This is a genomic window from Bacteroides sp. AF25-5LB, assembly GCF_003602965.1.
Lineage (GTDB): Bacteria > Bacteroidota > Bacteroidia > Bacteroidales > Bacteroidaceae > Bacteroides > Bacteroides uniformis.
This window is the reverse complement of sequence record NZ_QTMC01000007.1, coordinates 41,682-54,946: the sequence shown is the minus strand read 5'-3', so window position 1 is coordinate 54,946 and position 13,265 is coordinate 41,682. Positions and strand designations below refer to the sequence as shown.

Sequence of the window (13,265 nt, the reverse complement as noted above, 5' to 3'; positions counted from 1 at the left end):
CCGTCAGGCGAGTGGCAAGTTGTTTTGAGTGCCCGAATTTATTTCGGGTGCCTCAAAACACAACTTGCTATGTTCGCTTGAACATGAATTTTCCTTCGTCAAATTAAGTTTTGACCTTCAGCCTCATTCTTCGGCTTCGGGAAACCTCCGCAGCGGTATCCGTTCCGTTGCCGGTGCAAAGTTATGGCGGTTTATCCTATTGTAAAATAGCGGGTTATATGTAACGTGATGACAAATGATGACACAGGTCGTCACCTCCCTTAAAACATAGTGCAGGTATGAAAAAATACCCTTTTATTTGCAGCGTGAACGGTAAAACAAACCAATAATCAAGTGGCTGTCCGTTGTATTGTCGGTTAGCGAAAACACTTGTTGCAACAGGTGGGCAGTGATTGTTTACTTGCTTTGTTGGGGCAGATAACTATCGGTTGGTCGGTTTGCCGGTTGGTGAGCACAAAGTAACCATATCACTAACAAACCTTGTCACAAAGCAAACAACAGACAAGTAAAACAATAGTGTAATAAACCATTAAAAAAGTTCAGTTATGAAGAAGAATCCGTTATTCGTTGCGGTCAGCAACCAGAAAGGTGGGGTCGGCAAAAGTACAATGTTGGTAACACTTGCCAGTCTCCTGAATTATTCGATGGGCAAGAATGTGGCTATCGTTGATTGTGACGCCACCCAGCGCAGCCTGTTCAATCTGAGGGAACGGGACATGGAGATGGTGGAGATAAACAAGAAGTACATGGTGTTGCTGGAGGAACAGAGGCTCAGGGGATGCAGGATTTATCCTATCAGGCAGGCAAAGCCGGAGAATGCACGCCAGGTGGCCGGAGAGTTGGCGGCAAAAGCAGATTTTGATATCGTTTTCATAGATTTGCCGGGGTCTATGGACATATCCGGCGTTTTGCAGACCATTTTCAATGTGGATTATGTATTGACCCCCATTGCCGCTGACAATTTCGTTATGGACAGCAGTTTTGTCTTTGCCAAAAGTGTTATGAAATGTGCGGAAAACCGGAAGAACATTCCCTTGAAAGACGTGTTCCTGTTCTGGACCAAGGTAAAGAAAAGAAGCAATACCGAAGTGCTTGACAATTATATGGCACTGATGAAGAAACAGGGGTTGAAAATTCTGGATTCAATGATTCCCGATCTCTGTCGCTATGACAAGGAACTCTCATCGCGGACACGTACCTATTTCCGCTGCTCGCTCCTTCCACCGCCGGCAGGACAGCTTAAAGGCAGCGGATTGCAGGAATTGGCAAACGAACTGATTGTAAAATTTAACCTGTAATTGAGATATGGCAAAGAAAATTGTAAAAGTGAATGAAGAAAAAATCAGGGGGTATATGGTCGGTGACATTCCTGATGCCATCGAGAACGAGGATATCATAGTGGTTGAGGTTCCGGAAGAGGAAAACAATGAAAGGCAGGATACGGAAAAAGGAACTGCCCGGAAAAATCCCAAACCTTGCAATATGCCCGAATGTGACAGTAACTTTCGTCAGAAGTATCTGGTGAATACCCCCATGCCAGGACGCATCCAGGTGTACCTGAACCGCAAGCTGTACGACGAGATAAAGAATTATCTCCATGTGATAGCTCCCGAAGTAAGTATTGCGAGCTATATCAGTAACATCATCGCTGAGCATATAGAACTCAACATCGAGGAAATCACCCGAATGTATAAAGACCGTTTTTCACCCCCTAAAATTCAATAGTCATGGAAACAACATTAATTTATTTTTCAGTAAAAGCCATGTCGGCAACCTACATATTATATAAGGTATGGATGTTCATTTTCAGTCCGAGAGTTTATAATTTTTGGGATAGTCAGCTTCGTCATATGCGTATTGCACGTATCCGGTTATGGAAATCACGCAAAAAGCGGATGGCGGAAAAAGCAAGGAAAGCCCGGTATAGGGCAAGACTGGACAAGGCTGAAGCGTGGATTGCACAAGCGGAGAAGGATATCCTTAAAGTCGGGCATGAAGAGAAAACCGAAACGCAGCCGAATCCACTGGACGAGTACAATGAAGTAATCGGAAAGACAAAAATAGTCTATCTTGAAGACCCGGACATGGCGAGAAAAACTCCCACACGTTCTGAACCTATGAAGAAAGAGCCTATAGAGGAAGATGAGGATATAGATCCGGATGATGTGATAGATGGTTTCTCTTCACAAAAGGGACTGACAGAATCGGAAAAACGGGAACTTATGTCAAATGACGGGTGTGTTCCTGACCCGGATTTTTCAAGGGCACTGACTTTTGAAGAATTGAACAATGTCGCTGATGTACTTATTTTGGGGACGGATGACAGAAAGAAAATCCGAAATGCAGCCGAAACCCTGTACCAACTTCAGGATACAGACCTGTTCAGGTTCTTTGCAACCGAATTGAGTACTCAAAGCCAATTGGAAAAACTGCTTAAGGAAAATATGCCAAATGGAAAAGAGGCGCCAAAACAATCTTTGGAACAGATTAGAATTGATTGGAATAAATACATGTAAATATGGAATCGAATGTGAAAAACAAAAAACAACAAGCAATGCCGAAGTCAGAAGCAGAATCTTTTGGCATAAAAAGAAATCCTGCAATTCGTGCCCCACGCATCTATCTATCTGAAGAAGAAATCATCAGAATTATGCGGAAAGAAACCGCTATTAAAAAGAAGATAGGAAATCTTATTGATAGTATGCTTTGTGATGACTCACAAATTTCAGAAATGGATAATACAAAAAATGAGACAGGGGCATTCGATATAAATGAATTTGTTTAATTGCTTCTTTGTTGTCATATTTTTCAGAAGGCATGTCGATGTGATATCGGTGTGCCTTTTCCTGTTTTTGGAAATTTATATATATCCCAACTGTCTCTTTTTATTTCCATCGTCATATTAAATTTCTGCCAATATTGGCACTTATATATTATGGACTATAAGGTAATGCTGACAAACAAGTATTTAAGAGAAATCAATGCAAAATTCTATCTTTGCAAAAAAATGAACGATGGCAGTGACAAAAGCGATATTAGAAAAATGGCTGGTGGCGCAGAAGCGTCACCGCCTTTCAGACAGGCAGGTGCAGATGGCCCGTGAATTGGGTCTGAATCCCGACAAGCTCGGCAAGATAGACAACCACAGGCAAGAGGTCTGGAAAGCTCCGCTTCCACAGTTTATCGAAAGTATCTATTTCAAGCGGTTCAAACGTGAGGAACCGGAAACGGTCAAGCCTCTGAAACAGATCATGGCGGAAATGGAGGCTAAGAAAAAGCTGCAAAAAGAGAAAAAGAAGGAGCGTAAGATGCAGCAGGAAACGGGTTCTGATATAATTTAAAATTCTGTTTATATCAAAAGCCATTTTTATTATCTTCCATTGAATAAAAATGGCTTTTGGTATGGGGAATGAAGCGGGAGCATTAATGCACAAGTGCCGGTATAAAGTTTTTCTTATTACCCATGTATGGCATCCATTACAAAACCGTTCATCTTTTCCGGACTGAAGTTCTCATAAAGAAGCAGGTCGCAAATCGCACTTCCGTTCATGTCATCTTTCTGAAAGTCCGCCACAAATGCGCAGACCGGTTCATCCTTACAACCGGGAGTCTGATAATACAACCGGATATTTTTTCCTATATATAATCCGATATCAAGCTTTAACTGCCGCATTGACAACGCCAGCCGTCCGGACGGTTCACTGTCAGGCAACTCTACTACAACAGGAAGAACCGGCAGACAAGTGCCGTCCTTCTCTTTTTTACAGAGCAGTATATCGGGATGTCCGGAGTCATCCCCACCTGAATGCCACATGTCCCGGAACACCATTGTCCCGTTGGTCTTTTTCCATCCGAGATATCTCAGGCAATACCCTACATCCCGCAGATAATCTCCTTTTATCGCTCCCGGTCTAAGACAAGGTGACAAATCCTCCACAATTTCAGGCCAGTTTTCATTCATGGTTCATAGTTTTTTTCAATATTATTATTCAAGATACGGGCTGTACACATCATCAGGAGCCGCTTCCGGATATCGGATACTGCCTCGCGATACATAAAGCCGGGCTACCGGATTGATTCATAAAGACAAAGATACCGGTTTTGTCCGGACATTCAAGTTATAGTTTCTTAATATATCCTGTTTGTCCATTCCGGCTTGTTCCCGGTTCATGTGGATTTGCATAAGTTATGTAAATGTCACAACCCGGTTCCCACTATCTCAGCCTTTCGTGGATGTTGATGACCGGCTTGCCGCATTCCAACGCCTTGCTTACCGTGTAGAATGTTCCCCCTTTCGGTACGAGGTCCCAATAGGCAACGATAACATCCGCCTTACGTACCATGTATTCATCCCTGCGCAGGTAACAGCCCTTGTGGTAATTCTCGGAAACCATGACCACCTGGTCCATCCTTTCCAACAGACGGGCATACAACAGCCGGTCTTCCGCTTCAAACCACAAGGGCTGTTTCCGAAAAGGTACTGCCGCTATGAGCTTGATACCTTCGTATCTCTCCCTGACCTGCAAGACCGCCTCCGCAGCAGTCATATCAAATCCGCTGGCCATCCCGGTGTAGTATTCCTTGTATCCCTGCCCGTACAGTTCTGTTACCATTCCAGCCACAGCTTCCCTGATTTGTGCAAGTATCCGGGGATCGTTTCCGAACCCTTGCAGAATACGTTCCTTACGGTGTCCCGTGAAAGCCACTGTCTGATTGTTTCTTGTTTCCATGTTATCTTCTGTTTTTTGTTTTACATATATCCATTCAAACCGAACGGTATTTTATTTCCTGAAGGCTTTTCCGCCCCGGTCCGGAATCCCGCAAGGCTTGCCGTGAAAAAATACCGCAAGCGCAGCGAGGATGATTATTTCACGGCAACCAGCCCGCAGGGCCGCCTTGCCGGGCTTCTCAGGACACGGGGCTACCTTTGCCGGAAGAAATGAAATGCCGCTTTCTCCTTATCCTGTTTTTACTGTTTCATATTGCCGGGAAAACCCTTTTTGAATGGTTGAAAATTCCCTGCCGATGTAACGTGATGTCATACGGTGTCACATATCGTACAGTTTGTAAATCAATAAATTAAGCACTATATATTCGCAGTCGAAATCATTTTTTGTCTCACTAATTAAAAGTTTCGACACATGAAAAAAAGATTCTTTTTGGCAGCCATGACGCTGCTGGTTTCAATGGGGGCATTTGCCCAGGGCAACGGTATCGGTGGAATTACGGAAGCTACCAATATGGTCACTTCGTATTTCGATCCCGGCACCAAGCTGATTTACGCCATCGGTGCCGTTATCGGCCTTATCGGAGGCGTGAAGGTCTATTCCAAGTTCTCGTCAGGCGACCCGGATACCTCAAAGACTGCCGCCAGCTGGTTCGGTGCGTGTATCTTCCTGATTGTCGCCGCCACCATCTTACGCTCATTCTTCCTGTAATATGGCGGAATTCAATGTCAACAAGGGGATTGGGCGCAGCCCGGAGTTCAAGGGACTCAAGAGCCAGTACCTGTTCATCTTTGCGGGAGGATTGCTCGCGTTGTTCGTAATCTTCGTCGTCATGTACATGGCAGGTATCGACCAGTGGGTCTGCATCGGTTTCGGGGTCGTTTCCGCATCGGTGCTGGTCTGGGTCACTTTCAGGATGAATTCGAAATACGGTGAATGGGGCCTTATGAAACTCCATGCGCTGCGCAGCCATCCCCGCTACATCATCAGCCGGAGAAAGTTCCTCCGGTTGTTTTCTCCAACCATTAAAAACAGAAAAGCATGAAAAACGTAATGAAAACAGCCACGCTGGAAAGCAAGTTCCCACTGTTGTCCGTGGAGAACGGCTGCATCATCAGCAAGGATGCGGACATCACCGTAGCATACCGGGTGGAACTGCCGGAACTGTTCACGCTGACACGTGCCGAGTACGAGTCCATGCACTCCACCTGGGCAAAAGCGGTAAAGGTCTTGCCGAACTACAGCATCGTACACAAGCAGGACTTCTTCATCGAAGAGGGATATAAACCGGATATTTGCAAGGAAGACCTGAGCTTTCTGAGCCGCAGTTTCGAACGCCATTTCAACGAGCGGCCGTATTTGCAGCATACCTGTTACCTGTTCCTTACGAAAACCACGAAGGAGCACAGCCGGACAACCAGCAGTTTCAATGCACTTACAAGGGGATTCATTATCCCCAAGGAAATGCAGGACAAGGAAACCGTCACCCGGTTCATGGAGTGTTGCGGACAATTCGAACGCATCGTGAACGACAGCGGCCTGCTACGTATCATCCGCCTGACGGATGAGGAAATCATCGGGAGCAAAAATTCCGCCGGCATCATCGAGAAGTATTTTTCCATGTCGCAGGAAGATGCTACCTGCTTGCAGGATCTGTCACTCGGTGCCGGGGAAATGAAGGTGGGCGACAACTACCTGTGCCTTCATACGCTTTCCGATCCGGAAGACCTGCCGTCGAACGTGTCAACCGACTGCCGGTATGAAAGGCTCTCGACAGACCGGAGCGACTGTCGGCTGTCCTTTGCCGCACCGATAGGCATTCTGCTTACCTGCAACCATGTGGTGAACCAGTACCTCTTCATTGATGATTCGGCGGAAATTCTCAGGAAATTCGAGCAGACTGCACGGAACATGCATTCGCTTTCCCGTTACAGCCGTTCCAACCAGATCAACCGCGAATGGATTGAAGAGTACCTGAACGAGGCGCACAGCAAGGGGCTGACCTCCATCCGCGCACACTGCAATGTCATGGCCTGGAGCGATGACCGGGAAAAGTTGAAGCGCATCAAGAACGATGTAGGTAGCCAGCTGGCGTTGATGGAAGCGAAACCGCGTCACAACACGGTGGATGTGCCGACTCTGTTCTGGGCGGCAATACCCGGCAATGCCGGAGATTTCCCGTCCGAGGAGAGTTTCCACACCTTTATTGAGCAGGCCCTATGCCTGTTCATCGGGGAAACCTCCTATAAGGATTCGCTCTCTCCGTTCGGCATCCGTATGGTGGACCGCCTGACCGGAAAGCCGGTCCATCTGGACATTTCCGACCTGCCGATGAAGAACGGCACCATCACGAACAGGAACAAATTTATCCTCGGCCCGTCCGGCTCGGGCAAGTCCTTCTTTACCAACCATATGGTGAGGCAATATTACGAGCAAGGGACACACGTGCTATTGGTGGATACGGGCAACTCCTACCAGGGGCTGTGCAACCTGATCCACGCGAGGACACACGGCGAGGACGGGATTTATTTCACCTACGAGGAGGATAATCCCATCGCCTTCAATCCTTTCTATGTGGAAGACGGAATTTTCGACATCGAGAAGAAAGAGTCCATCAAGACGCTTATCCTTACCCTGTGGAAGCGTGACGACGAGCCGCCGACACGTGCCGAGGAGGTGGCACTATCTAATGCGGTCAATCTTTTTCTGGAGAAAATCCGCAGGGACAGCAGCATAAAACCCTCCTTCGATACCTTCTATGAGTTTATCCGTGACGAGTATCAGGATATCCTGAAAGAGAAGCGAACCCGTGAGAAGGATTTTGACGTGTGGGGATTCCTGAATGTGCTGGAACCTTATTACAAGGGTGGCGAGTATGACTTCCTGTTGAATTCCGACAGACAGCTTGATTTGCTTGGCAAACGGTTTATTGTCTTCGAGCTGGACAATATCCGTGACAACAAGGTGCTACTTCCGATTGTCACCATCATCATCATGGAGACTTTTATCAGCAAGATGCGCAAGTTGAAAGGTATCCGGAAAATAATCCTTATCGAAGAGTGCTGGAAGGCATTGGCATCCGCCAATATGAGCAACTATATCCGCTACCTTTTCAAGACCGTCCGAAAGTTTTTCGGCGAGGCCGTGGTCGTGACCCAGGAAGTAGAGGACATCATTTCTTCTCCGATTGTCAAGGGCACCATCATTAATAATAGTGACTGTAAGATTCTCCTTGACCAGCGCAAGTATATGAACAAGTTCGATGAGATCCAGACCTTGCTCGGTCTGACCGACAAGGAGCGGGCGCAGATACTTTCCATCAACATGGCAAACAATCCTTCCCGAAAGTACAAGGAAGTGTGGATTGGTCTCGGAGGCTCACAGTCAGCAGTCTATGCTACGGAGGTTTCACTTGAGGAGTACGTCTGCTACACCACAGAAGAGACCGAAAAACTTGAGCTGATGCGGCTTACGGAGAAACTCGGAGGCAATATAGAGCTTGCCATCAGGCAGTTGGCCGATAGCAAGCGAAGCCAGGTGAAAGGGATTGGAATCACATGAAAACCGAAAAACAATCACGAATCATGGAAATGAAAGAATGGATAAAAGAACAGCAGCGCCGCTATCTGGACGAGCCGCGCCTCAAGGAGTTGACGGAAGTGATGAAACAGACAAGGGTACTTGTCCGGAAAAAGGAGTACCGGAAGCTGTCGGAACTGGTCAGGCGGTACAGGAAGTCGGAGGATGTGATTACCCAAGTCTCCTGCCTGTTGTCAGCCTCGTACCTGTTCCCGACACCGGAAAAAACGGCGGAAACGGACAGGTCGGAACTGATGGAGGCATTGAAAGATACTTATTTCATGGAGAAGAACGGTTCCCGGCTTATGGATATCAGACCTGAAGAAGCCGTCCCTGTCCACCGAATGCTTGCCATGTACACATTCATGCAGGATGTTTACTCGAAGGAAAATCCGGAAAGCAAGCAGGAACGTCCGTCACCGCAAGAAGTGCGGTCATCTGTCCGGATTCTGGACTTCCATCGGAAAGAGAGCGACATGTGGGAACTCTGCAACCTGGCCGTGCATCTTATGCCACCTTCACGGTATGTGGCACTCAGGTACGGGCTTGCGGATGATTATGACAGGCTTGACAGGCTGAACCGTTCCGGGCCGGAACCAGCATATGATGAGGGGGTGATATTGGAAAGCCGTCTGTGCAGGAATGCGGAAAAGGCTGCGGAAAGCATCAAGGATGTCCGTCTGCCGGATTTCTATTTGGAAAGACTGGATGGAGAACTGGAGATTTTGGGACGGATTGCGGCCTCACCGGATGTGGTTCACGACATCCTGCAAATCAGTCCTGATTTTCTCGCCAAGTACGGCATAGACAAGAACGTTTCCGCGACGGAACGCTCGTGTCAGGCAGAGAAAGCCTACCGGGAGCTGGATGCCCGTTTCGTCAGAATGACCGGACGCAGGCCGTATGCAGACGAACTCTTCGCCTCCATCAGACGCAAGAGGGAGAATTCCGGAATAGAGAACCGACCGAGACAGGCGCAACGGACCATCCTCCGGAACCCGCCGTCCAAAGGGCGGAAAATGGGAATCTGACTTTTAACAGAATTATTCACAATTAAAAATAGAAACATCATGAAAAAGAAAATTCTTATGCTGTGCATGGGCTGCTTCCTTGTCAGCCTCACAGCGAAAGCCCAATGGGTAGTGAGCGACCCGGGCAATCTGGCGCAGGGAATCATCAATGCTGCCAAGAACATCGTTCACACATCCTCCACTGCCACCAATATGGCGAATAGTTTTCAGGAAACCGTGAAAATCTACCAGCAGGGCAAGGAGTATTACGACGGGCTTCGCAAGGTCAAGAACCTTGTCCGTGATGCCCGCAAAGTCCAGCAGACCATCCTGATGGTGGGCGATATCACGGACATCTATGTCACCAGCTTCGAGCGTATGCTCAGCGACCCGTATTTTACGCCGGAAGAACTGAGCGCGATTGCTTTGGGATACACCAAACTGCTGGAAGAAAGTGCCCATTTGCTGAACGATTTGAAGACGGTGGTCAACGAGAACGGGCTTTCCATGAACGACAAGGAAAGGATGGATATCATCGACCGCTGCTACAACGACATGTTGCAAAACCGCAGTCTGGTACAGTATTACACCAACAAGAACATCGGGGTGTCCTACCTGCGCGCCAAGAAACAGAACGACCTAGACCGCGTGATGGCACTCTACGGCTCACCGAACGAACGTTATTGGTAATTCCTAATCCGCTTTCATTATGTTATTGTTGGCTATAGATTTTGACAACCTGCATCAGATTTTACAGAATCTGTATGTGGAAATGATGCCGCTCTGCTCAAAGATGACCGGTGTGGCAAGAGGCCTTGCCGGTCTGGGAGCGCTTTTCTATGTGGCGTATCGTGTATGGCAGGCTCTGGCACGTGCCGAGCCTGTGGATGTCTTTCCGCTTTTGCGTCCGTTCGCTTTGGGGCTTTGTATCATGTTCTTTCCGACACTCGTTCTGGGTACGCTGAACAGCATCCTCTCGCCCGTCGTGAAAGGGACCCATACCATATTGGAGTCGCAGACCTTTGACATGAACGAGTACCGGGCACAGAAGGACAAGCTGGAGATTGAGGCGATGAAACGGAATCCCGAGACAGCCTATCTGGTCGACAAGGAGACTTTTGACAACAGGCTGGACGAGCTGGGTGCGTTTGACGCTATAGAAGCCTGCGGGATGTATGTGGACCGCGCGATGTACAACATGAAAAGGGCCGTACAGAATTTCTTCCGGGAACTGCTGGAACTTCTGTTCAATGCGGCGGCGCTGGTCATCGACACGCTGAGGACATTCTTCCTGATAGTCCTTTCGATACTCGGTCCGGTTTCTTTCGCCATCTCCTGCTGGGACGGTTTCCAAGCTTCTCTCAGCCAGTGGTTCGTCCGCTATATCAGCATCTACCTTTGGCTTCCTGTCAGCGACCTGTTCAGCAGTGTGCTGGCGAGAATCCAGGTGCTGATGCTACAGAGGGATATCGAGCGGCTTTCCGATCCGGATTTCATCCCCGACAGTTCAAACGCGGTTTACATCACTTTCCTCATTATCGGCATCATCGGGTATTTCACCATACCGACCGTATCAAACTGGATTGTGCAGGCCGGAGGCGGTGCAGGCAACTACCTCAAGAATGTGAACCAAAGGGCATCCCAGGCCGGTTCCCTGGTGGCTGGTACGGCAGGAGCAGCGGTGGGAAACATTGCCGGAAGGCTTATCAAATAATAACAGTATAAAACATTTACAGAATGGAATTCAAATCATTGAAGAATATCGAGACCAGCTTCCGACAGCTGCGTCTGTTCGGGATTGTCTATCTGTGTGTATGCACGCTACTTGTGTTTTTTTCCGTATGGAAGGCTTACACTTTTGCGGAAGCGCAACGGGAGAAGATCTATGTTCTGGATGAAGGAAAGTCGTTGATGCTGGCCCTTTCACAGGACTTGGAGCAGAACCGTCCGGTGGAGGCAAGGGAGCATGTCAGGAGGTTCCATGAACTGTTCTTTACGTTATCCCCTGACAAGAGTGCGATTGAGGGTAATATCCAACGGGCCATGTTCCTCAGTGACCGTTCTGCCTATGCCCATTATGTGGATTTGGCAGAGCAGGGATATTACAACCGGATCATTTCGGGAAACATGAGCCAGCGGATTGGGATTGACAGTGTCAGGTGCGATTTCAATACCTATCCGTATGAGGTCGTGACCTATGCGAAACTCTCCATTATCAGGGAGAAGAGTGTGACCGAACGCAGCCTTGTCACACGTGGCAGGCTGCTGAACTCCACCCGCAGCGACAATAATCCGCACGGTTTCATCCTTGAAGCCTTCCGTGTGGTGGAGAACAGGGATATCAAAGTGTATGACCGTTAAAATTTTGAATGTATGAAACAAATGTTTGTAAGAATCAAGGAAACCGTTGCAGAAAAGCTTCGGGGTTTGTGTGCCGGGCTTTCTCCGGAAAAGAGAATGTTGACAGTCATCGTGCTGGCTGTCCTGTTTGCTCTCGGAAATTTCTATCTGATTTTCCGCGCCATCTATGACATCGGGCGGGAAGATGTACAGCGGGACATCATTGAGATAGCCCCGTTGGACATTCCGGATATCGTTCCTGCCGATACACTCCCGGATAAAAGGGTGCAGGAGATGGAAGAGTTTTTTAACCGATTCAATCAGAAAGAAAATGAGTAATGATATTAATAAATTAAAACAGAGGCTGGAAATCAGGAAATACCTGGTTTTTGCCGGGATGTTCCTTCTCTTCCTCGGTGCGATGTGGTTCATTTTCGCACCGTCCGAAGAGGACAAACAAAAGGAGGAGAAAAATGCGGGCTTCAACACCGAACTGCCTGACCCGAGAGGAGCCGACATAGAGGAAGACAAGATTGCCGCCTACGAGCAGGCTGACATAAAGCGCAAACAGGCGGAAAAAATGCGTACACTGGGAGACTTCTCAGGTGTTGCGGATGAAAACTCCGGAGCTGTCGTGGCATTGTCATCGGATGCGGATACCAAGGATGGCAGTCCACGTGCAAGTGACAGTAGGAATGAAGCCCGCTCTTCATCCGTCTCCGCCTACAATGACATCAACAGGACTCTCGGCAACTTTTACGAGTCACCGCAGGAAGACCCGGAAAAGGAGGCCTTGAAAGCCGAGGTGGAACAACTGAAGCAGACGGTTGCCGCACAGAATGCACAGCCGGGTTATGAGGAACAGGTGGCACTTTTGGAAAAGTCCTACGAGCTCGCAGCCAAATACATGCCGGGTAATGGCGGCAAAAGGATGGACAGCCGCCCGGAGGATGAAGAAGCCGGACGGGATGGAAACATGAAGGCCGTTCCCGTCGGGCTGGTCTCCACTCCCGTGGTTTCATCGTTGCCGCAACCGGTCCGGGATTCCGTGTCATTAACGGGAAGGACATTGGCGGAAAGATTCCATACCCCGATTGGTCACAGGAATGAAAAAGACGTGAGGAATACCATATGTGCCTGCATCCACGGGAACCAGACTGTAATCAGCGGTCAGGGTGTGAGGATGAGACTGCTGGAAGCGATGCGTGTAGGAAAGCATGTCCTTCCCAAAAACTCCTTGCTCATCGGAGAAGGGCGCATACAGGGAGAAAGGCTTCACGTCAACATCCTTCAGGTGGAATATGGCGGTACCATCATCCCCGTGAAACTTGCCGTGTATGACAATGACGGACAGGAAGGCATCTTCATTCCGGGATCCATGGAAGCAAACGCTGTCAAGGAGGTTGCCGCCAATCTGGGGCAGAATCTCGGCACGAGCATCTCCATCACCAACCAGTCGGCAGGCGACCAGCTACTTTCCGAACTCGGGAAGGGTGCCATACAGGGTGTTTCACAGTACATCTCCCGGAAGATGCGTGAAGAGAAGGTGCATCTCAAATCCGGTTACACCCTGATGCTTTATCAGAATGACAATCAATGACAACCCATT

The 13,265-nt window shown here is 48.4% G+C and carries 17 protein-coding genes; 15 read left to right on the top strand and 2 right to left on the bottom strand.

Annotated elements, in window-relative coordinates; all coding sequences use genetic code 11:
• Positions 1–545 precede the first annotated feature (545 nt).
• The 5 genes from DWY57_RS09675 (at position 546) to DWY57_RS09655 (ending at position 3,341) form a co-directional block, all read left to right on the top strand.
• The gene (locus DWY57_RS09675; protein ID WP_005644302.1) at positions 546–1,298 is read left to right on the top strand and encodes a ParA family protein; all 753 of its coding nucleotides are present in this window, start codon (positions 546–548) and stop codon (positions 1,296–1,298) included.
• A 7-nt stretch (positions 1,299–1,305) separates the two neighbouring features.
• On the top strand, positions 1,306–1,725 hold the full coding sequence (locus DWY57_RS09670) for a DUF3408 domain-containing protein (RefSeq protein WP_008777817.1): 420 nt from the start codon (positions 1,306–1,308) through the stop codon (positions 1,723–1,725).
• A gap of 2 nt (positions 1,726–1,727) precedes the next feature.
• On the top strand, positions 1,728–2,516 hold the full coding sequence (locus DWY57_RS09665) for a DUF4122 family protein (RefSeq protein ID WP_008777818.1): 789 nt from the start codon (positions 1,728–1,730) through the stop codon (positions 2,514–2,516).
• Positions 2,517–2,518: 2 nt separating this feature from the next.
• On the top strand, positions 2,519–2,785 hold the full coding sequence (locus tag DWY57_RS09660) for a hypothetical protein (RefSeq protein WP_117589793.1): 267 nt from the start codon (positions 2,519–2,521) through the stop codon (positions 2,783–2,785).
• Between the two features lie 229 nt (positions 2,786–3,014).
• Positions 3,015–3,341, top strand: a complete 327-nt coding sequence (locus DWY57_RS09655) for a hypothetical protein (protein WP_008777820.1) — start codon at positions 3,015–3,017, stop codon at positions 3,339–3,341.
• A gap of 116 nt (positions 3,342–3,457) precedes the next feature.
• Here the strand turns inward: DWY57_RS09655 and DWY57_RS09650 are convergent, their stop codons facing one another.
• Together DWY57_RS09650 and DWY57_RS09645 are read right to left on the bottom strand one after the other, a co-directional pair.
• Positions 3,458–3,961: a hypothetical protein gene (locus DWY57_RS09650; RefSeq protein WP_008777821.1), complete on the bottom strand. Its 504-nt coding sequence runs from the start codon at positions 3,959–3,961 to the stop codon at positions 3,458–3,460.
• A 253-nt stretch (positions 3,962–4,214) separates the two neighbouring features.
• Positions 4,215–4,730: an SLOG family protein gene (locus tag DWY57_RS09645; protein ID WP_117616062.1), complete on the bottom strand. Its 516-nt coding sequence runs from the start codon at positions 4,728–4,730 to the stop codon at positions 4,215–4,217.
• A gap of 15 nt (positions 4,731–4,745) precedes the next feature.
• On the opposite strand from DWY57_RS09645, the gene DWY57_RS21085 reads away from it, so the two are divergent.
• The 10 genes from DWY57_RS21085 to traM all read left to right on the top strand — a co-directional run bounded on the left by DWY57_RS21085 (position 4,746) and on the right by traM (position 13,256).
• Positions 4,746–4,943 carry a hypothetical protein gene (locus DWY57_RS21085; protein WP_117616063.1) on the top strand — a complete coding sequence of 66 codons (198 nt, stop codon included), beginning with the start codon at positions 4,746–4,748 and terminating at the stop codon, positions 4,941–4,943.
• Between the two features lie 198 nt (positions 4,944–5,141).
• Positions 5,142–5,438: a DUF4134 domain-containing protein gene (locus DWY57_RS09640; protein ID WP_005644316.1), complete on the top strand. Its 297-nt coding sequence runs from the start codon at positions 5,142–5,144 to the stop codon at positions 5,436–5,438.
• Position 5,439: 1 nt separating this feature from the next.
• Entirely contained in the window at positions 5,440–5,772 is a 333-nt protein-coding gene (locus tag DWY57_RS09635) for a DUF4133 domain-containing protein (RefSeq protein ID WP_008777826.1), read from the top strand.
• Positions 5,769–8,288 carry a TraG family conjugative transposon ATPase gene (locus DWY57_RS09630; protein WP_117589901.1) on the top strand — a complete coding sequence of 840 codons (2,520 nt, stop codon included), beginning with the start codon at positions 5,769–5,771 and terminating at the stop codon, positions 8,286–8,288. Before DWY57_RS09635 ends, DWY57_RS09630 begins: the two co-directional genes overlap by 4 nt.
• 23 nt (positions 8,289–8,311) lie before the next feature.
• A complete protein-coding gene (locus DWY57_RS09625) occupies positions 8,312–9,337 on the top strand; it encodes a hypothetical protein (protein ID WP_034530145.1) in 1,026 nt (341 codons plus the stop codon).
• A 39-nt stretch (positions 9,338–9,376) separates the two neighbouring features.
• Positions 9,377–10,006 (top strand): DUF4141 domain-containing protein, encoded by a 630-nt coding sequence (locus DWY57_RS09620; RefSeq protein ID WP_008777832.1) that lies wholly within the window; start codon positions 9,377–9,379, stop codon positions 10,004–10,006.
• Between the two features lie 19 nt (positions 10,007–10,025).
• A complete protein-coding gene (gene traJ / locus DWY57_RS09615; RefSeq protein ID WP_008777833.1) occupies positions 10,026–11,030 on the top strand; it encodes a conjugative transposon protein TraJ in 1,005 nt (334 codons plus the stop codon).
• A 23-nt stretch (positions 11,031–11,053) separates the two neighbouring features.
• Positions 11,054–11,677 carry a conjugative transposon protein TraK gene (gene traK, locus DWY57_RS09610; protein WP_008777834.1) on the top strand — a complete coding sequence of 208 codons (624 nt, stop codon included), beginning with the start codon at positions 11,054–11,056 and terminating at the stop codon, positions 11,675–11,677.
• Between the two features lie 12 nt (positions 11,678–11,689).
• The gene (locus DWY57_RS09605; RefSeq protein WP_005644331.1) at positions 11,690–11,995 is read left to right on the top strand and encodes a TraL conjugative transposon family protein; all 306 of its coding nucleotides are present in this window, start codon (positions 11,690–11,692) and stop codon (positions 11,993–11,995) included.
• Positions 11,988–13,256, top strand: a complete 1,269-nt coding sequence (gene traM, locus DWY57_RS09600) for a conjugative transposon protein TraM (protein ID WP_117616064.1) — start codon at positions 11,988–11,990, stop codon at positions 13,254–13,256. Before DWY57_RS09605 ends, traM begins: the two co-directional genes overlap by 8 nt.
• The last annotated feature ends 9 nt before the right edge of the window (positions 13,257–13,265 follow it).